The following is a 21,383-nucleotide window of genomic DNA, read 5'->3' as shown; positions in this document are numbered from 1 at the left end:
CCCCCCTCTCCGCACTTGCGAGGCAGGAAAATGATTCCGTTTTGCAGGCACATTGGTGCCTGTATAAAACGCAGGTTCTGGGAATTGTGCGCAGTAGATACCGGAAGTAGCTGACAGGAAGCCTTTATTAAAAAATAAGGTTGCCGTTATGGCGAATTGTATCTGTGGGTGTTAGGTTCTTCTTTAGTTGAAAATTATCAAACACTAAGGAGGCTCTTATGTCATCTATTTCTTCCTGGCTTGCTACTGTAATTGCTGCCGTCATGCCGTTTGCTGGCTCTACCGGCCCAGTCGACGCCCAGGACCAACTGTCCCAGCCGGATCCGGCTGAGACCTCTCAAAGCGCACCGTCCGAGGCTGGCGAGCAGCGTGTTCTGGACCAGCAGCCGGGTGCACACGCTGAAAAGGGTCGCATTACCGGTGATAAGGAAGATGTCATAAATGGTGCTGCGGAAGGCTCCGACGATGTTGATCCTGGGTTCAACGGCGGCAACCTTCAGAGCGGCAAGCTGGCCGTACAGCGCGAGCTCGCCTTGGCCACCCAGGAAGTCGGCCACGAGTTCATGAACATTGAGTTCGAGGATGACCACTCTGCTCACCTGACCTTCCCTGAGACCTACAACCCGGAAAAGGATGAAGCAGCTGTGCAGCGCGTCATGGATGCGCTGAAGGTCAACGGCTACGAAAATATCACCGCTGCATACTAAGGCGCGAGCGTCCTGAGTTCTTGGGACGAATAAGGGGTGGAACGCTCGGGACGGGCGTTTCACCCGTTATGCTTTCCGTACCGAAATCGGTGGGGTGAGGAAGAGCTAGGCTTCGTCTACGGTTTTCCCGTACAGGCCAGGGTAACGGCCATCCGGATCGGTAACCGCTTTGATGGTGGCGGGAGAATCGCCGCCGTAGAGTTCCTCGAAGTTTCCCGGGAATTGAATGCCTATGGCTAGAGGGATTTGTGTCCACTAAGCTCATTGACTTTGGCTTCGATGATGCGGTTGAGTGCACTGATATTCGGGGCCAAAGGGTCGACATGGTCTCTGACTGCGTCGGATCAGAAGCCGACGTTTGCCCAGGCTTACCTGGCGCGAAGCGGATAGGGCGGCCATGGGGCAGTGGAACCAGAGGCAATGTCGCCGGTGCTTGCCAGTTCGTCCACGCCATCACGTAGGCGGATGAAGCAGAGCCAGACCGGCTGAACAATTGAGGCTTCAAAGAGCCATTGGAGGAACTCGAGCAGGTTCTCCGGGGTGGCCTCGATGTCTTGCGCTACCCGCTCGGCGCGTGGTTTGCCGTGGAACTTTTTGATGAAGTGATATTCCAGGTCGTATTTACAGTCGAGGCGTACTAGCTTGAAGTAAAAGGGGCTGCGGCGCAGCATGCGCGGCCATACCTTCTGCACCTTGCGATTTTGCGCGCCAAAGACCCGCGAGCACCAGGATCAGTCGGTATCCCAGCGCTAGATATGGCCGCGGATAGTGAGGTGATAGCGGCGGATGTCAGAGGCGTGCTGGAGACTACGGTAGTAAGACCTGGCTTGGTTCACGGTTGGGCGATGAAGGTCACCCTTGGCATTGTGGCCTGGGGGTTTGGTGTTGTGGTGGTTGTTTTCGACACTAAGCGGGTATCGGCGGGGGTAGCCGGTAGTCTGATTTTGTAAGTCCATACATTCGCACTGTCAAGACCGCTTCCGGGGCGACGGCGGTTCAGGTGGTGTGGTCTGAGCATCGGGGGTCGAAAAAGCTTCAACAAGTCGGATCAGGGCACTCACCTGATCAAGTTGAGCAGCTTAAAGCCCAGGCCCGGCGTCTTATTGATGCAGATCAACTCACCCTTGATCTTGGAGTAGAGCCTTCAGCAAGCAGGGGAACCGCTGATGACCCGGTGCCGGTGACAGCACAGCGAGCAGGTTACTTGTTGGACTGTATTGATGCGTGTTTCAACGAGTTAGGTCTTGCTGCAGCAAGCGGTGATGATCCGGTGTTTCGCGATCTGGTGCGTGCCCGGATTATCAATCCCGGCTCAAAGCTGGATTCCATCGAGACTCTTGCCGAGGTTGGCATCACCAGCGCAAGCCATCGCACCATCCAGAGGCGTCTTTCCTCCTTCGCAACCGAATCGTTCGGAGAGATACTAACCCAAGCGTTGGCCCATCATGCAGGTATCGGGCCAGGTACTTTTATTTTGTACGACGTGACCACCTTGTACTTTGAAACCGATACTCCTGATGAGCTTCGCAAACCCGGGTTTTCTAAAGAGCGCCGCCTCGAGCCGCAAGTCCTTGTCGGGCTGCTTACTGATGCCACTGGGTTTCCACTGCATGTGGGCGCGTTTGCTGGCAACTCTGCAGAAACCCACACGATGCTACCGATGATCACACGGTTCCAAGAGGCTTACCAACTCGACGAGGTCACCGTCGTTGCTGATGCAGGCATGTTCTCCGCGGCGAACAAACAAGCATTGATAGATGCAGGTCTGCACTATATTTTGTCGGTGAAACCCCCACCGTGCCTGAGGTGATCGAAACCTGGCGGCGGGAAAACCCGGTGAAGACTACACCCACGGCCAGATCTGGACACAAGCCTCGGCAAGCGATGGGCGCAAGCACGCTACCCCGAATACGGTGACCCACTTCCAGTACTCCCACGATCGGGCTAGGCGCAGCCTGCGCGGAATCAAAGAGCAAGTCGCAAAAGTCAAACGCGCTGTTGACGGCGATATCGCAATCAAGCGCAACCGCTATATCGATCTTTGCGCCCCGAACAAGAAGGTCAACTACGCCCTTGCTGCCAAGCACCGAGCCCTGGCCGGAATTAAAGGCTATGAAACCGACCTGACCGCTCTTGCCGCCCAAGAGGTTATCGGGCATTACCGCAGGCTACTCAACATTGAAAAATCGTTTCGGATGTCGAAATCAGACCTGAAAGCACGCCCAATCTACGCCAGGAAACAAGACTCGATCACAGCACATCTCCACATTGTGACGGCAGCACTAGCCGTGGCCCACCTGATGGAGACCCGCAGTGGTCAATCCATCAAACGCCTCGTGAGAACACTCAAGAAATACCGCAGATTCGAACTCAACATTGGTGCGTAAACGCAGGACGCTTCATCGTTAGGCAGATATAGAAACGGCCGTACTCCGAGGCGCCGCGGGCGTCGCGGGAGAGGTCGAGGAGTTGGAGGTCGCCGTACAGCGACAGCGCTGAAGAGGCAACACAGGCCATGGTAGGACGGAATGAGAAATACCGCTAAGGACAAAACTATTTTCAGTTGGCCGAGGGGTAGATGTGGCGAAATAGCGCGCGGCTGGTAGGGTAATGGGGTCAAAAGTGTTCAACCGTTCCTATGACGTGCCTGAAAGGGCTCTCATGCAGTAGGAACAGATGAGTTCCACCTCCGTGCGCGGCAGTTTCGGCCCGCATTTTAAGCGCGGTAGGCCAGGAGGATTTAGTAGTGTCCGCCATTTTGCAGGCTTTCAAAGACGCCGACCTACGTAAGAAGATCATCTTCACCATCGTGTTGATTATCCTCTACCGCGTTGGCGCGCAGATCCCGTCCCCGGGCGTCGATTACGCCACCATCGCTGGTCGTCTTCGCGAGCTGACGGAAGAATCCGGCAACCTCTACTCGGTGATTAACCTGTTCTCCGGTGGTGCGCTGCTGCAGCTGTCCATCTTCGCCATCGGCATCATGCCGTACATTACGGCGTCCATCATCGTGCAGCTGCTGACCGTGGTCATTCCGCACTTCGAGCAGTTGAAGAAGGAAGGCCAGTCAGGCCAGGCCAAGATGACGCAGTACACGCGTTACCTCACCTTGGCGCTGGCGCTTTTGCAGTCGGCCGGCATCGTGGCTCTGGCGGACCGCGAGCAGCTGCTGGGTCAAGGCGTGCGCGTCCTGGTGGAGGACCGCAACTTGTTCACCCTCATCGTCCTCGTCATCACCATGACGGCAGGTGCTGTCCTCGTGATGTGGATGGGTGAGCTCATTACCGAAAAGGGCATCGGTAACGGTATGTCCCTGATGATTTTCGCTGGTATTGCTACCCGCCTGCCAACTGACGGCGTGAGCATTATGCAGAACAACGGCGGCCTGGTCTTCGCCATGGTCGTTGCTGGCCTCATCATCCTGGTTGTCGGTATTACCTTCATCGAGCAGGGCCAGCGCCGCATCCCGGTGCAGTACGCCAAGCGTATGGTGGGCCGCCGCCAGTACGGTGGTTCCTCCACCTACCTGCCGCTCAAGGTTAACCAGGCCGGTGTTATCCCGGTTATCTTCGCGTCCTCGCTTATCTACATGCCGGTGCTTATCACTCAGATCGTGAACTCTGGCTCCCCGGGCGTGTCCGATAACTGGTGGCAGCGCAACGTCATTGCTCACCTGCAGGCGCCGAGCTCCTGGCAGTACATCGTTCTGTACTTCGTACTGACCATCTTCTTCTCCTACTTCTATGTCTCCGTTCAGTATGACCCGGCTGAACAGGCGGACAACATGAAGAAGTATGGTGGATTCATCCCGGGTATCCGCCCGGGCCGACCGACCGCCGAATACTTGGGCTTCGTCATGAACCGCCTGCTGTTCGTCGGCTCGATCTACCTGGCACTCATCGCCGTCCTGCCGAATATTCTTCTGGACTTGGGCATCGGCCGCGCGGGTGCCAGCGGCACCTCCGCGTTCGGTGGTACCGCCATCCTCATTATGGTCTCGGTTGCTCTGACCACGGTCAAGCAGATCGAGTCCCAGCTCCTACAATCCAACTACGAAGGACTGCTTAAGTAATGCGTTACGTACTCCTTGGCCCTCCCGGTGCCGGCAAGGGCACCCAAGCTGCTCTCCTCAGCGAGAAGCTCGGCGTCCCGCACATCTCCACCGGTGACCTCTTCCGCGCCAACATTGGTGAAGGAACTCCGCTCGGTGTTGAGGCTAAGTCCTACATCGACGCCGGCAAGCTGGTGCCGACGGATGTCACCGCTCGTATGGTTGAGGATCGCCTCAACGAGGATGACGCTCAGGACGGCTTCCTTCTCGATGGTTTCCCGCGCACCGTTGAGCAGGCAGACATTCTGGAGAAGCTGCTCGCCGACAAGGGCCTCAAGCTCGATGGCGTTCTCAACTTCGAGGTGTCTGAGGATGTCGTCGTCGAGCGCATGCTCGCCCGCGGTCGCGCTGACGATACTGAGGAGACCATCCGTACCCGCCTCGGCGTTTACCGCGAGGAGACCTTCCCGCTCATCGAGCACTACGGCGAGGCCATCATCCCGATCCAGGCTGAAGGCTCCGTCGAGGAGATCAACGAGCGCGCGCTCACGGCGATGGGCAAGTAGCTCCCTTCGCTATGGCTTTTCGACGACGCACGAGGACCATGCCTGCCCGTACCCCGGGCGAGCTCGATGCCATGCAGGCAGCCGGCGAAATCGTTGGCCGTGCTCTGCAGGCAGTGCGTGCTGCCGCCGCTGTGGGGGTGAGCACGCTGGAGCTCGACGAGGTGGCTGAGCAGACCATTCGTGATGCCGGTGCCGTGCCCACGTTCAAGGGCTACGGCGGCTTCCCGGGTTCTATCTGCGCGTCCGTCAACGAGGTCATTGTCCACGGTATCCCCAGTAGCGAAATCGTCCTTAGCGACGGTGACCTTATCTCCATCGATTGCGGCGCCACCCTCGATGGTTGGGTAGGGGACAGCGCGTGGACGTTTGGCGTCGGAAAGCTCAGCACTGAGGCTCAGGCGCTTACCGACGCCACCGAATGGGTCCTCCACGAGGGCCTCAAGGCCATGGTCCCGGGCAACCGTCTTACCGATGTGTCCGCGGCTCTTGAGCAGGCCACCTACGCTGCTGAGGATAAATTCGGCGTCGACCTATATATCGTGGACGGCTACGGCGGCCACGGTATCGGGCGAGAGATGCATGAAGAGCCTTACCTGGCCAATGAAGGTAAAGCTGGCCGCGGCCCTATCATTCAAGAAGGCTCGGTGCTGGCCATTGAACCGATGCTTACCCTAGGCACGGAAGACAACGCCGTGCTTGACGACGACTGGACGGTCGTCACCCTAGATAGCTCCCTCGCGGCTCACTGGGAGCACACCGTGGCGGCCACGGAGAATGGTCCCCGAATCCTGACCCAGCGCTACGCATAGGTAGGAATTTATGGCGGAAAGGTTTATACTTCTTGCCATGTCTAAACTTCGTTCCCACTCTGGTGCTCGTTCCCTACGCCGAGCAGCCGCAGCGGGCCTCGTGTCCGTCTCTCTTCTGACCGCCCCTGTTGCCAACGCGCAGACCGCCCCGTCGTTCGATACCTTGTCCTCTGACGTTCAGTCTCAGGTCGATAGCTTCCTGGGCCAAACGCGAGAGAGCGCATGGACGTCCCGCAACGATATTCTCGAGTCCCTTCGAGCTTCTAACCCGCAGGCAGCCGATGCCCTCCGCCCCGTCATTGACGGCGCCATCGAGCTGGTCTTCCCGGGTCTCATCGAGCAGAAGAACGCGGAGATCCGCGCTGCCCGCGAAGCCGAAGAGCGCGCTCACGCTGAGCAGGTTGCTCGTGAAAAGGCCGCAGCTGAGGAAGCTGCACGCAAGGCTGAGGCAGAGCGCAAGGCACAGCGTTTCGATACCGGCCCGTGCCCGGCAGATGCACGTATCTGTGTGGACCGCGGCGGCCGCCGCACCTGGCTGCAGGACGGCAACGGCAATGTCACCTACGTTGCGCAGGGTATGTCCAGCGGTAAGCCGGGCGAAGAGACCCCGGCCGGTACCTTCTACATCAACCGCAAGATCAAGGATGAGGTTTCCTGGGAGTTCGGCAACGCTCCGATGCCGTATGCCATGTACTTCACCAACAATGGCCACGCCTTCCACGAGGGCTCCCCGGCGTATCAGTCCAATGGCTGCGTTCGTCTGACCCACCAGGACGCGGTGCGCTTCTGGAATGATGTGCCGGTCGGTTCCAAGGTCTTCATTTACTAAGCGTTGTGAGGCTCCTCTTGACAACGCGTGAGAGGAGCTCTACCCCCTCTCAAGCCCGTCACCTCAATGGGGTGGCGGGCTTTCGGCGTGTCGTGGGGCCTATCTGCTGTGCTCTGCGCTAGCGACATTTGGAAATAGCGTTATCGCAGCGTATGCTTGAGAGCTGGTGTCTGCACGTGGTGCTTCACAACGTTGAAGCGCGTGCAGAAAACACCAGGCAGTAGACATCAAACATGCAGGTGAAGATGGGGACGTCGCCAAGCGCGGCGTACTTTCAACGTTCACCAGAAAAGTAGAGGTTATGGCTAAGGAAGGCGCAATCGAGGTTGAGGGTCGCATCGTCGAACCCCTGCCTAACGCAATGTTCCGCGTCGAGCTCGACAACGGACACAAGGTTCTTGCACACATCTCTGGCAAGATGCGTCAGCATTACATCCGCATCCTCCCGGAGGACCGCGTTGTTGTAGAGCTGTCTCCTTACGACCTGACCCGCGGACGCATCGTCTACCGCTACAAGTAAAGACAGTAAGCCTCCTTATCCACGGGACGCACTTGATGCGCCCCTTTCTACCTCAGGCTGCGATGGCCTGAGCCTGCACTGCTAAGCATGCCCACTGAATCCCCGGCTCGGCCCGGGGCGAAGCGTATGCGTGGTGGGGGACGGATGAGGAGAAAACCATCGTAACAACCCGAAAGGACTAGCCACATGGCACGTCTAGCTGGTGTTGACCTCCCGCGCAATAAGCGCATGGAGGTTGCTCTCACCTACATCTACGGCATCGGGCCTTCCCGTGCCAAGGAACTGCTGGAAAAGACCGGCATTTCTCCCGACCTGCGCACCGACAACCTGGATGATGACCAGCTGTCGGCGCTGCGTGACGTTATCGAAGCTACCTGGAAGGTAGAGGGTGACCTCCGCCGTCAGGTTCAGGCTGACATCCGTCGCAAGATTGAAATCGGCTGCTACCAGGGCATCCGCCACCGCCGTGGCCTGCCTGTACGTGGTCAGCGCACCAAGACCAACGCTCGTACGCGTAAGGGTCCGAAGAAGACGATCGCAGGAAAGAAGAAGTAAAACATGCCACCGAAGACTCGTTCCGGCGCGCGCCGTGGTGGTCGTCGCGTCGTAAAGAAGAACGTGGCCGCTGGCCACGCTTACATCAAGTCCACCTTCAACAACACCATCGTGTCCATCACGGACCCGCATGGAGCTGTCATCTCTTGGGCATCCTCTGGCCACGTTGGCTTCAAGGGTTCCCGTAAGTCCACCCCGTTCGCAGCCCAGATGGCCGCTGAGAACGCTGCCCGCAAGGCAATGGACCACGGCATGAAGAAGGTTGACGTATTCGTCAAGGGTCCGGGCTCCGGCCGCGAGACCGCCATCCGTTCCCTGCAGGCAGCAGGCCTCGAGGTTAACTCGATTACGGATGCCACCCCTCAGCCGCACAACGGCTGCCGTCCGACCAAGCGCCGCAAGGTTTAAGGGAAAGGAAGAGGTAAAACAATGGCTCGTTATACTGGCCCCGCTACCCGCGTATCCCGCCGTCTGCGCGTCGACCTGGTCGGCGGCGATATGGCATTTGAGCGCCGCCCGTACCCTCCGGGACAGGCTGGCCGCAACCGCATCAAGGAATCTGAGTACCTGCTGCAGCTCCAGGAGAAGCAGAAGGCAAAGTACACCTACGGTGTGCTCGAGCGTCAGTTCCGTCGCTACTACGCTGAGGCTAACCGCCTCCCGGGCAAGACCGGTGACAACCTCGTTGTCCTGCTCGAGTCCCGTCTTGACAACGTGATCTACCGTGCTGGTCTGGCCAACACCCGCCGCCAGGCTCGCCAGCTTGTCTCCCACGGTCACTTCACCGTGAACGGCAAGAAGATCAACGTTCCTTCCTTCCAGGTCACTCAGTACGACATCATCGATGTCCGCGAGCGTTCCCAGAAGATGGAATGGTTCGAAGAGGCCCAGGATCGCCTGATTGACGCCAACGTTCCGGCGTGGCTGCAGGTCGTCCCGGACACCCTGCGCATCCTCGTGCACCAGCTGCCCGAGCGCGCTCAGATCGACATCCCGCTGCAGGAGCAGCTCATCGTCGAGCTTTACTCGAAGTAAACTTTCGATATCTGATTCTTTACCCCTTCTACCGGCGTCATATAGCGGGCGCCGACAAGGAGAAATTCCATGCTTATTTCCCAGCGTCCTCAGCTCACCGAGGAATTCATCGACTCGTCTCGTTCCAAGTTCGTCATCGAGCCGCTCGAGCCGGGCTTCGGCTACACCCTCGGTAACTCGCTTCGTCGCACGCTGCTGTCCTCCATCCCGGGCGCAGCAGTAACCTCCATCAAGATTGACGGTGTGCTCCACGAGTTCACCACCATCAACGGTGTGAAGGAAGACGTTTCCGAGATCATCCTGAACATCAAGGGTCTGGTCCTGTCCTCCGACTCCGATGAGCCGGTGGTCATGTACCTGAGCAAGGAGGGCCCGGGTGAGGTGACTGCAGGTGACATCCAGCCGCCGGCTGGCGTGGAGATCCACAACTCGGATCTGCACATTGCATCCCTGAATGAATCCGCCAAGCTGGACATGGAACTCGTCGTCGAGCGTGGCCGCGGCTACGTCCCGGCTGCCGCTACTTCTGGGGAAATCGGCCGTATTCCGGTCGACCAGATCTACTCCCCGGTACTCAAGGTCTCTTACAAGGTCGAAGCTACTCGTGTTGAGCAGCGTACTGACTTTGACAAGCTGATCATCGACGTCGAGACCAAGAACTCGATTTCTGCACGCGACGCCCTGGCTTCCGCCGGCGGCACCTTGGTCGAGCTCTTCGGCCTGGCTCGCGAGCTGAACACCGCCGCTGAAGGCATTGAGATTGGCCCGTCCCCGCAGGAGACGGAGTACATCGCTGCCTACAGCATGCCGATCGAGGACCTGAACTTCTCCGTCCGCTCCTACAACTGCCTGAAGCGTCAGGAGATCCACACCGTTGGTGAGCTCGCTGAGTGCACCGAATCGGACCTGCTGGATATCCGCAACTTCGGTCAGAAGTCGATCAATGAGGTAAAGATCAAGCTGGCTAACCTGGGTCTGGCTCTCAAGGACACCCCTGAGGACTTCGACCCGACCCAGCTCGAAGGTTACGACGCAGAAACCGGTGACTTCAAGGACCCGGCTTCTGAGGATTCCGAGTAAAGAATTCCGCTGAATCGTAACGGCGCTTGTGAAGCGCTCGTTGCGCGCTCAATTTATCCGCACACGAGGAGTACACAATGCCAACCCCTAAGAAGGGTGCCCGTCTCGGAGGCTCCGCTAAGCAGCAGGCTCACCTGCTGAGCAACTTGGCAGCTAGCCTGATCGAGCACGGCGCAATCAAGACCACCGATGCCAAGGCGAAGGTTCTTCGTCCGTACATCGAGAAGATCATCACTAAGGCTAAGTCCGGCACCGTTGCTGACCGCCGCGCTGTTCTCAAGCTCATCCCGCACAAGGATGTCGTTGCCCACCTCTTTGACGAGCTGGCACCGAAGTTTGAGAACCGTGAGGGTGGCTACACCCGCACCATCAAGCTGGAGAACCGCACCGGTGACAACGCCCCGATGTCTCAGATCTCCCTCGTTCTCGAGGAGACCGTGACCTCCGAGGCTAACCGCGCTACCCGCGCAGCTGCCTCCAAGAAGGCCGCTGAGGCTGAGGAAGCTAAGGCTGAAGAGGCCGAGGCTGAATCCGCTGAGGAAGCAAAGGCAGAGGCAACCGAGGCAGAGGTCGAGGAGACCGCTGCTGAGGAGTCCGAGGAGAAGTAAACTTCTCTCGCCTTAACCAGGCCGCAGTACCACCTTAGGTGGGGCTGCGGCCTTTTGTTATGCTTTCTGGGCTATATAACCCCGACCAGAACGTATACTCTATGACCCCGCTGTTTACTGTGCTGTACGTAATCGGCATCGTCTCCGAGGCGATGACCGCTGCGCTGTCCGCTGGCCGGCAAAAGATGGATCTGTTTGGCGTCATCATGTTGGGCGCAGTCACCGCATTGGGCGGCGGCACGATCCGCGACATGGTGCTGGGCGCCTACCCGTTGACGTGGGTGGCGGAACCGCGCTTCCTCTTGGCCGTGGTGGCCGCCGCCGTCGCCACGGTTTATATGTCCTTCCTAATGCACTATTTCCGGCATGTATTCTTGCTTCTCGACGCCCTGGGCCTTGCGGTATTCAGTGTCCTTGGTGCTCAGAAGGCCTTGGAACATGGCCATGGGTTGGTTATCGCTGCCGTGGCTGCGGTGCTGACCGGTGTCTTTGGCGGTATTTTGCGTGACTTGTTGTCCGACCGTATCCCGCTGGTCTTGTCCGCCGAGCTGTACGCCTCCATTTCTGTTCTTGCAGCCTTTTCTTATGCGGGATTGATGGAGCTGGGGCTCAGCGATGAGGTCGCTGGCGTCGTGACGGTATGCCTAGCGCTGGCGCTGCGCGTGGCTGCGATCTACTTTGGATGGTCGCTGCCGGTGTTTGAATACCGGGGAGCCGAACAACCCATGGACCCGCGCCTGCGCTTGTCTGCCCGCATTGTTCGGGATGGCGCCCGCAAGGCCAAGCACAAAGCCGGCCAGGCCAAGAAGAATCTAAAGCACCCCAAGCGGGCTGGCTATGCCGCTTTGAGCAAGCTGGGCGTGAGCAAGAGCGCGAAGCGCCAGCACGCGGCCCAGGATTGGGAACTCAATCGCGAGTGGAATGCCAACGACTAGGTAGAATCAGCATCCATGACTAACGTTCGCCTTCGCCTAGACTTGGCCTACGACGGCACCGACTTCCACGGGTGGGCCAAGCAGAAGGGCGGCCTGCGCACTGTTCAGCAGACCGTTGAGGAGAAGCTGAGCATGGTGCTGCGCCACCCAGTGGAGCTCACCGTGGCTGGGCGCACCGATGCCGGAGTGCATGCCAGCGGTCAGGTGGCGCACTTAGATACCACACGGGCGGCGCTGGGACAGCGCAGCATTGACGGCGATCCCACCAAGCTGGTGAAGCGCTTGGCCAAGTTGCTGCCTGCCGACGTCCGCGTCCACGCCTGCACCGAAGTTCCCGCAGATTTCGACGCGCGCTTTTCTGCCTTACGCCGCCGCTACGTCTACCGCATCACCACCCATCCGCGCGGTGCACTTCCGACTCGCGCACGCGATACCGCGACGTGGTTCAAGCCAGTGGACCTGGAGCTAATGCAGGCCGCGGCCGATCAGCTGGTGGGGCTCAATGACTTCGTGGCTTTCTGCAAGGCGAAGCCGCACGCCACGACCATTCGCGAGCTCCTTGCCTTTGAGTGGAAGGACGTGTCGACGCCCGCGGAGCCGCAGCTCTACGAGGCGCACGTAACCGCGGATGCCTTTTGCTGGTCCATGGTGCGCTCGTTGGTGGGCTGCTGTTTGCGGGTGGGGGAGGGCTCGCGCGGAGTTGACTTCGCCGCCCATATGCTGCGGGAAGAAAGCCGGTCCTCAGAGATCCCGCTTGCTGATGCTCAAGGTTTGAGCCTGGTGGGCGTGGATTACCCCGATGCGGACCAGTTGGCCGCGCGGGCGGCGATGACCCGTGGTCGTCGCGCTGCGGAGGATACCGAGTTGGGTTAATCTAGAACCCACTGCGCCGTGGGAGGGTGGCGCTCAGATTCGGGGGAGGATTCTCATGGCACGCGCGTTGCCAACGACCAAGGCCCAGGTGTCGGGCCACAAGTTCCTTTTGCGCCGCCTCGAGCACGGACTCGTGTTTGGGGACATCCGCATGATTCATGATCCATTGAAAAGGCGCCAGCGCGCTTTGCTTGGCGGGGTAGCCGCAGTAGCCTTCTTGAGTCTTGGCTCGGGGCTCATCGCGTGGATGCAGCCGGACCCGCGACCCGGAGATGCGCCCGTCGTGCGTTCTTCCGAGGGGCAGCTCCTAGCGCTGGTCAACGGAACCTACCACCCGGTGGCTAATTTGGCTTCTGCCCGGCTCATCGCCAACGAACCGGTGGAACCCAGCGCTGCTGGGGAGTCCTTCCTGGAGCAGGTCAGTCTGGGCACACCGTTGGGGATTGTGGATGCACCGAATCTTTTGGCGGCCGGGACAGGAGAGGAACCGGCTTGGGCGGCATGCCTGGAAGAGTCCACGGAGGGGGAGAATTGGCAGTCCAGCAACCACGTTGGCACCGTGACAGTTATGGCGCATCATGGTGTGCGGGGTTTCGATGAAGAGCAGGCCGCACTGGCGGAAGCTGATGGAACCCAGTGGTTGCTCACCGGACAGGGCCGCGTCGTCCTGCCGGAGGCCACAAGCACGCAAGGCCGTGTGCTGCGCCGTGCTTTGGGAATGACTGCGGAAACAGCGGTGTGGAGCGTTCCCACGGAGTTGCTCAATGCCTTCGCTGAGCTGGAGCCGCTGAGTTTTCCCGCCGTGCCGCCGGAAATCCTCGATACCGGCGAGCAGCTCTGGGCCCGTACGGAAGAAGGAGTTTTCGCCATTACGCCGACGCAGGCAGAGATGCTCGTGGGCGTTGGTGCTCAGCGGCTCCCCGCGCAGGCCCAGGATGTTGCTGCGCTCAGCGACGTCCCACCAACCTTCCACCTTCCCACCACCCGCGTCGAGTTCCTCTCGCCCGAGCAGGGTTGGTTGTGCGCGACCCACCACCATGGCGCAGGTAGTGCTCAGCCGGTTACCGCTACGGTGGCCCTGCCTGGTGAATCGGCAGCACAACGCTTTGCTGGCCTGCAGGCAGGGGTAGGCGTGGATAGCGGGCACGGCTATCACGTGGTCTCATCCACCGGCAGGCGGCACGAGCTGGCCGGTGCTGCCGAGCTTAGTTCCCTGGGGCTTGGCGAGCCGGAACAGGTGCCATGGGAAATTCTGCGCTTGTTGCCGGAAGGCTCCGCGCTGAGCCGCGCTGGGGCCTTAAAGCACGAGCACTCACTGCTGCCACCAGGAGAAGGAAAGTAAGAAGCGCCAGCAACCTCCGGACTCGTGGCCAACTGGCCGAGGCCGGTGGGGTGTGCGGTATCACGCTGATGTCGCGGTATGGGTTCTCGCTTTCCAGCGGGCGGTAGGTCAGCGCTGCAAGCGGATCGACCACCCCGTTGCCTGGCTCTGCCGAGTCGATGATGCGCTCGCGTAGCTGGGCCGGAGAATCATCGGGGTAGCGCTGCGTGAGTAAGGCAACCGTTCCACTGACCAGGGGAGCGGCGAAGGAGGTGCCTTGGAACAGCGTGTCTCCCTTGGCAGTGGCCCACCCACCACCAGGTTCGAGAGCAAGGGGCACGTCGCCCTCGGCGCTCAAAGGTGCTCCGATGGAATAGTCGGCGAGTTCGTGTGGAGTGGCCAGGGCACCGACGGAGAGGACCGTATCTGCCACGGCGGGAAACACGACGTCTCCTTGTTCACAGCCACCGGAGGTCGCGTTTCCCGACGCCGCCACGACCACCGCCCCAGCATCCTCCGCGCGCTGCAGAGCAGCATCCAAGCCAGAACGATCGACCCGTGCCGCAGCATCTGATGGCACACAGGAGACGACGGATACGTTGATGACGTGGGCACCGGCGTCAACGGCATCCTCAATGGCTGCCGCCAGGCTAGCCAGCGTTCCGGAACCCGATTGCTCAGTATCTTCGCTCGGACCGTTTGCGCCTTCTGTATCGGCGGGCGGCGAGGTCCGATAGTGCGCGCTGGTCTGCCGGATGGAGTAGATTTCCGCATCTGGGGCCACGCCGAGTTCGCGTCCGGCAATGACGCCGGCCACGACAGTGCCGTGCAGGTCGCAGTCACGCATGGGGTCAGGCTCCTCCGGAGTCACGAAGTCCGCCCCAGGTGTTACCCGCAGCTGCGGGTGGGCGGCCACGCCGGTATCAATAACTGCGACTTTTACCCCAGCGCCCGTGGCAAAGGAATGCAGGCGCGAGCGGTACTCCGCATACTGCGCCGAGGGCTGCGGTCCCTGTGCCGCACGAGTGGCTTCCGCGCAGTCAGTATCTGGCTCACGTGCAGTAGCCTGCGGGCTATCCACTGCTGATCCAGCACAGAGCAGCCCGACACTGAGCGCCATCACCCCGATGTGTCTGCTCGCTGTCATGAGCCCAGTCCCCGGATGAACTCGAAGAGCCCTGCCGCATGTGCCGCCAGGGGTAAGCAGGCCGCCAATGCGAGGGCCTCAGCCCGCTCGAACCACACGATGGTGGTCGGCTCCACGTGGGCAAGGGCGCCTGCCCACATCGGAGCTGAGAGCATCGCCACAATGACGAGTCCGGCAACAACGCTGAGTACCCACGTCGTGGTTGTCGGGGAGGACAACAGCTGCCATTCCCGCACCGCTACGGCCACCGCAGCACTGGCAGCGGCCACCCCTAGAAGCCCTAGTGCCCAGGCAGCCACGGTCCGGGCATGCCGTGCTGCATGGACGATGACCCCGCCTGCGATACTCAGACATAAGGCCTGGGAAGCGTTGACTATCTCCGCGTCATGTGCACTGAGCGCGACGATGAGCACAGCAGGAATACCGGCCAGCACGCAGCCCACAGCGATTCCTTCATAAGCCTCCCCGGCGCGCCGGGCTTTGTCAGCGTTATCGGTAGGGACGTCGTCTGAGATGCTCAAATCTTGACCGGCGGTGGGCAGCTGCGGTACGCGCAGACCCGCTAGTCGCGTGGTGAGCAGGGGAGCGCCTGCGAGAAGCCCCAGGATTGCGGCGAGGATCGGGGCAGCACCCAGCAGCCCGATGACCGCGAGCACGCACCACGTCGCGGCTATCGCTCGCGCCCGTAGCCCGCCTACGCGCAGGAGGTGGGATAGGAACGCCACGATGGCGAGTGCTGCAGCTGAACCGGCAAGCGCCGCAGAGCTGGCGTCAGAGCCGCCCACGCCGGACCAGCCGGCCAAGCCGGCAGCGATATGCGCTGCGGCCAACAGCGAACCGCGCCGCGTCCACACCGCCAGCACGACAGCAAGAACTGCTGCGGCGGCGCAACCAAGCGTTGGGGACAGTGCAGCCGTGAGAAGTCCGCCGATAGCGATAATCCCGGCGCAACCCCACACGCCCGCGAGACCATCCAGAGCAGTTGATGGTGCATCGGCAGCGAGCGCTTCCGCCGCATCGCGGACAATCGGGGCGGGCGGTGACTCCTCCGGGCTGAGCACCAGCACGGAGCCGTCCTCGAGCGGAGTGCGGTCGAGCGGTGCGGTCATCGATACGGCCTTGCCCGAAGCGGTCGTAGCGCGCCAGAGGATGGGGGCGGGAGGGATGTCGACAAGCACGAGCAATTCTCCCAGCACCTCCCCGACGCTCGCGGATAAGGGCAGGGATATATCTGCCTCTTTGCGTGCTTGGCCTGCATGGATGCGGACGGTGACGTGAATGGAATGCGCGAGTGCGCGGGTCATGGAAAGTACCTCCCCCGAGAAAAATTTCTGGGCTACCCCTTGCCCATTGCCGTTCATTGTGGCTTACTAGTGGCACGCTGTCCACCGCTGAAGGAGGCGGTGGAGTACTTCGGGGGGAAGGACTTTTACATGCGCGTACCTACACGCGTCGTTGATTCGGGGCCGTCAGCTTATCGGGAGCCGGCGCCGCCACTACCGCAGGGCACGATCGAAGCCGAGGCTGTGCCCGAGGCTGTGCGCGCCCAGCCAGTGCCGATCGTGCGCCTGCTTATGCCGCTGGTCATGATTGCAGCGATGCTGGGCATGGTGGCGCTCATGGTGCTGGGCGCGGGCGACGGGCGCCGGATTAGCCCCATGAGCTTGATGTTCCCGCTCATGATGCTGGCCAGCATGGCCATGATGTTCAACCCATCAAGTGGTAGTCAGGATCCGGATGAAACGCGGCGCACCTACCTGCGCCACCTTAAGGCGTTGCGGGAACAGGCCGTGGAACGTGGGGAAGCGCAGCGCGCGCACGAGGAATACCGCAATCCCACGCCGCGCCAGGCGGCCGCGCTCATCACGAGCCCGCGCCTGTGGGAACGAGGACCCGATGCACCCGATGCGCTGGAGGTGCGGGTAGGCACAGGCCCGATGGCGCTGTGTACGCCCATCACCGTGCCGGATTCAGGTGCGGCAGAGGACCTCGATCCGGTCTGTGCGGTGAGCGTGCGACAGACCGTGCGGGCGGTGGGAACGCTGGCGGATATGCCCGTGGTCATCCAGCTGCAGGCCTTTCCTATCGTGGGTCTGGCCGGGGACGATGCCGCGGGGGTAGCGCGAGCGATGCTGCTGCACCTCGCGGTGCTCCACGGCCCAGAGACCGTGGGGATTGAGTATGACGGCAACGAGTGGGACTGGCTCAAGTGGCTGCCGCATACCCGCGAACCGGAGCAGGCGCACTTTTGCATTCGCGTCGTCGAGGACGATCCCACTTTGGGTTCCGCCGCGCTTGCCGACGTCCCCCTGAACCACCCCACGGTCACCCTCGCCGTGGGTGTTACACCGCATTCGCCTTTGGGCCGAAGAGCCGAGGAAGAAGGCATTTACCTGCACACTGACAGCGCGCTCTCCGTGGTGACCGCCGCGGGCGAGGAGAACCTAGGGCGCTGCGAGCATATCGACACCGCCAGCGCGCTGTTGTGGGCGCGCCAACTAGCGCCCTACCATCGGCCTCTCGGCAGCGACGCCGGCTCGACCCCGCGGCATGGGCGCGATGCCGACTTGCCCGCGCTCGTAGGTTATCGGGACGTCGACGAGCTCGTTGCCTCCGGAATGTGGCACGGGCGAACCCCCTCCGAGCGCCTGCGTGTGCCCATTGGGGTAGACGACTCCGGGCAGGCAGTGTTTCTTGACCTGAAAGAATCCGCCCAGGGAGGCATGGGGCCGCACGGGCTGTGCATCGGTGCAACCGGTAGTGGAAAATCGGAACTTTTAAGAACACTCGTCGTCGCTCTTGCCGCCACGCATAGCCCGGATGAACTCAACCTCGTCCTCGTGGACTTTAAAGGTGGCGCGACCTTCCTCGGCTGTGATGAATTGCCGCATACTTCTGCGGTCATCACCAACCTGGAAGAGGAATCCACCCTGGTGGAGCGCATGTATGACGCCATCTCTGGTGAGATGAACCGCCGCCAGGAGTTGCTGCGTAAGGCCGGCAACTTTGCCAACGTCGGTGAGTTCAACGCCTCTGACGACGCAGTGAGTGAATACGGCCCACTTCCTGCGTTGGTCATTGTGGTCGATGAGTTCTCCGAACTGTTGGGCCAGCACCCAGATTTCGCTGAACTTTTTGTTGCGGTAGGCAGGCTTGGCCGCTCGCTCCACGTGCACTTGCTCTTGGCATCCCAGCGTTTGGAGGAAGGCCGCCTGCGCGGTCTTGATTCCCACTTGTCGTATCGCATCGGGCTAAAAACCTTCTCCGCTGGCGAATCCCGCCAAGTCCTTGGCGTAACTGATGCCTACCACCTGCCAGCCCAACCCGGCGCGGGCTACCTCAAGACCGATGCCGACGCGCCTACCCGTTTTCAAGCCTCCTATGTCTCTGGTCCGGTCACGCGTCGGGTGGTGCGCGAGGGGAGTAGCCGCGCAGTGTCGCGCGTCGAACTGTTTAACGGCTGGCAGGCAGCGGAGGAAGAATCGGAATACACGATGCTCGTGGATTCCTCTACCACGCTGTTGGCCACCGTGGTGGGCGCCGCCCGCGATGAAGCAGCCCAGCGCGGCCACGCAGCCCGCCGTATCTGGCTGCCGCCGCTGCCGCCGCTGGTGGAACTGTCTGCCGTGGCGGCTTTGGCCAGCGACACGCGCGCCGGGCTGCGCGCGGAGGTTGGGCTCATCGATCGCCCCTACCACCAGCGTCAGGACCCACTCACCGTGGATTTCACTACGGGCGGTGGACACCTAGCGCTGTGCGGCGGGCCGCAGTCAGGAAAGTCCATGGCCTTGCGCAGTATCGTCGCTGGCCTGGCACTGAACCACTCGCCAGGAGAGATTCGCTTCTACGTCATCGATCTCGGCGGCGGGCAGCTCAGAGTCTTAGAACGCCTGCCGCACGTGGCGGGAGTTGCCGGCCGCGACGAGCCCGAAAAGGTACGGCGCATCGTTGACGAAGTGGCCGGCCTTGTCCGCCGGCCGGAAGAACGCCACACCTTCCTCATCGTCGATGGCTGGCACCACATTGGTACTTCAGGCGCGGATTTTGAGGACTTGTCTGAGCCTATTACCCAGTTGGTGGCCGATGGCGCCTCCGCTCGCATCCACGTGCTTATTGCTGCTGCGCGCTGGACTAGTTTGCGCCCGTCTATTCGTGACCTCATCTCGGCCCGCCTCGAGTTGCGTTTGGGCGAGGCCATGGATTCTCTGATTGACCGCAAAGCGCAGCAGAAGCTTCCGGCCGCGCCTGGGCGCGGTATCACGGTGGCGGGGGAGAACCTCCTTTTCGCGTCGACCTCCGCGCAAGACATCGCCCACATCTGCGGAGTCCATGCGGATGCAGAAGCCGTGCCAGCACTCAAGATGTTGCCTGCGCTTCTCACCGATCTGCCCCAGCCTGCCGACGGGGTGACACCTCGGGGCATCGCATGGGGAATCGGTGGCCCGGATCTTGAGGTTCTCACCTGGGATCCGGCGACGCAGCATCACCTTGTGTGCATCGGCTCTCAGGGAGCCGGAAAGTCCCAATTCCTCAGCGTCATCATGGCGGGTATTAGCCGAATGGGCAGAGAAGCGGCGCGCCTGGTAGTCATCGACGAGCGCCGCGCACATTTGGGGACGCTGGAGGAGGAGATGGTGGCGGCGTACGGGGCGTCGGCAAGCGCGGCAACCCAAACCATTATCGATACCGTCCGCACCCTGGAACAGCGCCTGCCCGGCCCGGAGGTTACTCCCGCGCAACTTGCCGCGCGCAGCTGGTGGGATGGCCCTGAGATCTTCCTCGTCATCGATGACCTGGACCTGGTCAGCGAGATTGCACTCGCGCCCCTGCTGGAACTTCTCCCGCATGCCCGGGACGTGGGATTACACCTGGTCCTGGCACGTAAGTCCGGCGGCATTGGCCGCGCACTGTTCGGACAGTTCCTCTCTGCCGTGCGTGATCTGCAGCCGGCGCTGCTGCTTCTCGACGCCGACCGTGACGAAGGCGCCATCTTCGGCATCAAACCCACCGCCTTGCCGCCAGGACGTGGCCAATGGGTAGTCCGCGGTGCGGCCCAAGGCCTGGCCCAGGTGTATGTGCCGCACGAATCTAGCCCAGCTGACCCCATAACTGATTCAGACACGACTCATTCAGGAGATAATCATGACTACTAGCCACGCGCTGCGCAGCACCAGCACCCCAACGACGACCTTGACGGTGACGGTTCTTGATGCTGCGACCATCTATGAAGGCCCCGAGACCGTCTACCGCTATGACCTCCCCGGAACCGGAATTGTTGAAGGATGGGCCCTCGATACCGTCCTTGACCAGGTGGAAAAGATCTGCGGAGCCGACTGGCCCGACGTCACCGTTGACATCATCGACGATCCATCCGGAACGGAAGTAAGTACGGAAGCAGTGGCAATTCTGCGCCGCCAGCTGCGTGCCGCAGGCGCCAGCGTGGTGGAACCTGAACCCCCAGCCGTACCAGCGCCGCCGCCCCCGGTGAGACGAAGCGCACTGCAGGATAGTGATGATGCCGACGATGATGCGGACCTCATACCTGGCAGAACGCGGCCGCCTCGGCCGCGTCGTTCACGCCGCGCTGCAGTCCCACGGTTCCCGCTTGACATCGACCCTTTCTACATCGCCATTGCGGTGATGGTGCTGTTGGTAGCTGGGGTGTCGTGGTGGGCGGTGGGCCGTAAAGACGCAGCCCTTGCGGCGAGCTCGTCGACTGACGGCGCCACCGCCACCGCTGTCCCCAGCGGGTCGCCATCACCCAGATCAACGGTGGAGGCGCCAGTAACAGCCACCGCTGATACTCAGGATTCTTCCGAAAAGGATTCTGGCAGTCAGCAGTTGCGTCCGGGGCAGCAGGTCATCGAGGTCGAGGGTATGTCCCTGGTCTTGCCCCAGGGTTTTCGCACCAGCGTGGAGGATGGCCTCGTCACCGCTGCAGGAGAGGACCCGAACCTGCGTATCCTCCTGGCAGCGGATCCGCTCTTCAACGTGCCTGTTGACGTCCTCTTTGACGAAATCAGACAGCAGATTGAGTCCGACCCATCGCTGCACGACCCAGTCGAGGAATCTGGCCGCCTGTCCTATACCGAGGATCCCGGTGATGGCTCACGGGTGACATGGATGATGTGGGAAGACAAAGGCCATCAGATGTCGGTGGGATGCCACACCAAGTTTGAGCCCAACGTAGTGCAGAAAGCCGCCTGCCGTATGGCGGCAGAATCGCTGGTCAAGAAGGAATAGCACAAGCTAATCGAAGAAAAAATAAAAAGTTTGGAAGGGCTGGGAACCGATGGGGTGCAGCTTCAGTCCAATAAAGATGAGAAGGACAACAGGGTGCTTCTCGG

The 21,383-nt window shown here is 61.0% G+C and carries 20 protein-coding genes and 1 pseudogene; 18 read left to right on the top strand and 3 right to left on the bottom strand.

The window, feature by feature from the left end; translation table 11 throughout:
- The first annotated feature begins 218 nt into the window (after positions 1 to 218).
- Positions 219 to 707 (top strand): hypothetical protein, encoded by a 489-nt coding sequence (locus I6J72_RS09245; protein WP_204098979.1) that lies wholly within the window; start codon positions 219 to 221, stop codon positions 705 to 707.
- Positions 708 to 1,075: 368 nt separating this feature from the next.
- Here I6J72_RS09245 and I6J72_RS13165 read toward each other — a convergent pair whose 3' ends face one another.
- Complete coding sequence (locus I6J72_RS13165) at positions 1,076 to 1,399, bottom strand: hypothetical protein (RefSeq protein ID WP_239107302.1); 324 nt, start codon at positions 1,397 to 1,399, stop codon at positions 1,076 to 1,078.
- 488 nt (positions 1,400 to 1,887) lie between these two features.
- On the opposite strand from I6J72_RS13165, the gene I6J72_RS13260 reads away from it, so the two are divergent.
- The 15 genes from I6J72_RS13260 to eccB all read left to right on the top strand — a co-directional run bounded on the left by I6J72_RS13260 (position 1,888) and on the right by eccB (position 13,910).
- Complete coding sequence (locus I6J72_RS13260) at positions 1,888 to 2,517, top strand: IS1634 family transposase (RefSeq protein WP_370552138.1); 630 nt, start codon at positions 1,888 to 1,890, stop codon at positions 2,515 to 2,517.
- Positions 2,518 to 2,620: 103 nt separating this feature from the next.
- A complete protein-coding gene (locus I6J72_RS13255; protein WP_370552137.1) occupies positions 2,621 to 3,094 on the top strand; it encodes a hypothetical protein in 474 nt (157 codons plus the stop codon).
- 359 nt (positions 3,095 to 3,453) lie between these two features.
- Complete coding sequence (gene secY / locus I6J72_RS09230) at positions 3,454 to 4,779, top strand: preprotein translocase subunit SecY (RefSeq protein WP_204098978.1); 1,326 nt, start codon at positions 3,454 to 3,456, stop codon at positions 4,777 to 4,779.
- A complete protein-coding gene (locus I6J72_RS09225; RefSeq protein ID WP_204098977.1) occupies positions 4,779 to 5,324 on the top strand; it encodes an adenylate kinase in 546 nt (181 codons plus the stop codon). The genes secY and I6J72_RS09225 overlap by 1 nt, the downstream gene beginning before the upstream one ends.
- 11 nt (positions 5,325 to 5,335) lie before the next feature.
- The gene (gene map, locus I6J72_RS09220) at positions 5,336 to 6,133 is read left to right on the top strand and encodes a type I methionyl aminopeptidase (RefSeq protein WP_204098976.1); all 798 of its coding nucleotides are present in this window, start codon (positions 5,336 to 5,338) and stop codon (positions 6,131 to 6,133) included.
- 37 nt (positions 6,134 to 6,170) lie between these two features.
- Positions 6,171 to 6,962, top strand: coding sequence for a L,D-transpeptidase (locus I6J72_RS09215; RefSeq protein WP_204098975.1), 792 nt, complete (start codon positions 6,171 to 6,173; stop codon positions 6,960 to 6,962).
- Between the two features lie 301 nt (positions 6,963 to 7,263).
- The gene (gene infA, locus I6J72_RS09210) at positions 7,264 to 7,482 is read left to right on the top strand and encodes a translation initiation factor IF-1 (protein ID WP_003854422.1); all 219 of its coding nucleotides are present in this window, start codon (positions 7,264 to 7,266) and stop codon (positions 7,480 to 7,482) included.
- A gap of 186 nt (positions 7,483 to 7,668) precedes the next feature.
- Positions 7,669 to 8,037 (top strand): 30S ribosomal protein S13, encoded by a 369-nt coding sequence (rpsM, locus tag I6J72_RS09205; RefSeq protein WP_039673764.1) that lies wholly within the window; start codon positions 7,669 to 7,671, stop codon positions 8,035 to 8,037.
- A gap of 3 nt (positions 8,038 to 8,040) precedes the next feature.
- Positions 8,041 to 8,445 carry a 30S ribosomal protein S11 gene (gene rpsK, locus I6J72_RS09200; protein WP_039673766.1) on the top strand — a complete coding sequence of 135 codons (405 nt, stop codon included), beginning with the start codon at positions 8,041 to 8,043 and terminating at the stop codon, positions 8,443 to 8,445.
- A gap of 21 nt (positions 8,446 to 8,466) precedes the next feature.
- On the top strand, positions 8,467 to 9,072 hold the full coding sequence (gene rpsD / locus I6J72_RS09195) for a 30S ribosomal protein S4 (protein ID WP_039673768.1): 606 nt from the start codon (positions 8,467 to 8,469) through the stop codon (positions 9,070 to 9,072).
- A gap of 69 nt (positions 9,073 to 9,141) precedes the next feature.
- Positions 9,142 to 10,152, top strand: a complete 1,011-nt coding sequence (locus I6J72_RS09190) for a DNA-directed RNA polymerase subunit alpha (protein WP_039673770.1) — start codon at positions 9,142 to 9,144, stop codon at positions 10,150 to 10,152.
- A 77-nt stretch (positions 10,153 to 10,229) separates the two neighbouring features.
- Positions 10,230 to 10,760 carry a 50S ribosomal protein L17 gene (gene rplQ / locus I6J72_RS09185; RefSeq protein ID WP_204098974.1) on the top strand — a complete coding sequence of 177 codons (531 nt, stop codon included), beginning with the start codon at positions 10,230 to 10,232 and terminating at the stop codon, positions 10,758 to 10,760.
- Positions 10,761 to 10,861: 101 nt separating this feature from the next.
- The gene (locus I6J72_RS09180; protein ID WP_204098973.1) at positions 10,862 to 11,695 is read left to right on the top strand and encodes a trimeric intracellular cation channel family protein; all 834 of its coding nucleotides are present in this window, start codon (positions 10,862 to 10,864) and stop codon (positions 11,693 to 11,695) included.
- A 15-nt stretch (positions 11,696 to 11,710) separates the two neighbouring features.
- Positions 11,711 to 12,568 (top strand): tRNA pseudouridine(38-40) synthase TruA, encoded by an 858-nt coding sequence (gene truA / locus I6J72_RS09175; RefSeq protein WP_039673774.1) that lies wholly within the window; start codon positions 11,711 to 11,713, stop codon positions 12,566 to 12,568.
- 55 nt (positions 12,569 to 12,623) lie between these two features.
- A complete protein-coding gene (gene eccB, locus I6J72_RS09170; RefSeq protein ID WP_204098972.1) occupies positions 12,624 to 13,910 on the top strand; it encodes a type VII secretion protein EccB in 1,287 nt (428 codons plus the stop codon).
- A 154-nt stretch (positions 13,911 to 14,064) separates the two neighbouring features.
- Here eccB and I6J72_RS09165 read toward each other — a convergent pair.
- A pseudogene (locus I6J72_RS09165) lies at positions 14,065 to 15,009 on the bottom strand (S8 family serine peptidase); the annotation flags it as partial.
- Positions 15,010 to 15,032: 23 nt separating this feature from the next.
- Positions 15,033 to 16,340 carry a type VII secretion integral membrane protein EccD gene (gene eccD, locus I6J72_RS09160; protein ID WP_204098971.1) on the bottom strand — a complete coding sequence of 436 codons (1,308 nt, stop codon included), beginning with the start codon at positions 16,338 to 16,340 and terminating at the stop codon, positions 15,033 to 15,035.
- 129 nt (positions 16,341 to 16,469) lie between these two features.
- On the opposite strand from eccD, the gene eccCa reads away from it, so the two are divergent.
- Positions 16,470 to 20,189, top strand: a complete 3,720-nt coding sequence (gene eccCa, locus I6J72_RS09155) for a type VII secretion protein EccCa (RefSeq protein ID WP_204098970.1) — start codon at positions 16,470 to 16,472, stop codon at positions 20,187 to 20,189.
- The gene (locus I6J72_RS09150) at positions 20,179 to 21,279 is read left to right on the top strand and encodes a type VII secretion-associated protein (RefSeq protein ID WP_204098969.1); all 1,101 of its coding nucleotides are present in this window, start codon (positions 20,179 to 20,181) and stop codon (positions 21,277 to 21,279) included. Before eccCa ends, I6J72_RS09150 begins: the two co-directional genes overlap by 11 nt.
- The last annotated feature ends 104 nt before the right edge of the window (positions 21,280 to 21,383 follow it).

Source organism: Corynebacterium sp. FDAARGOS 1242, assembly GCF_016889985.1.
Classification (GTDB): Bacteria; Actinomycetota; Actinomycetes; order Mycobacteriales; family Mycobacteriaceae; genus Corynebacterium; species Corynebacterium minutissimum_B.
The sequence above is the reverse complement of the archived record's forward strand: the minus strand, read 5'-3'. Positions and strand labels throughout refer to the sequence as shown.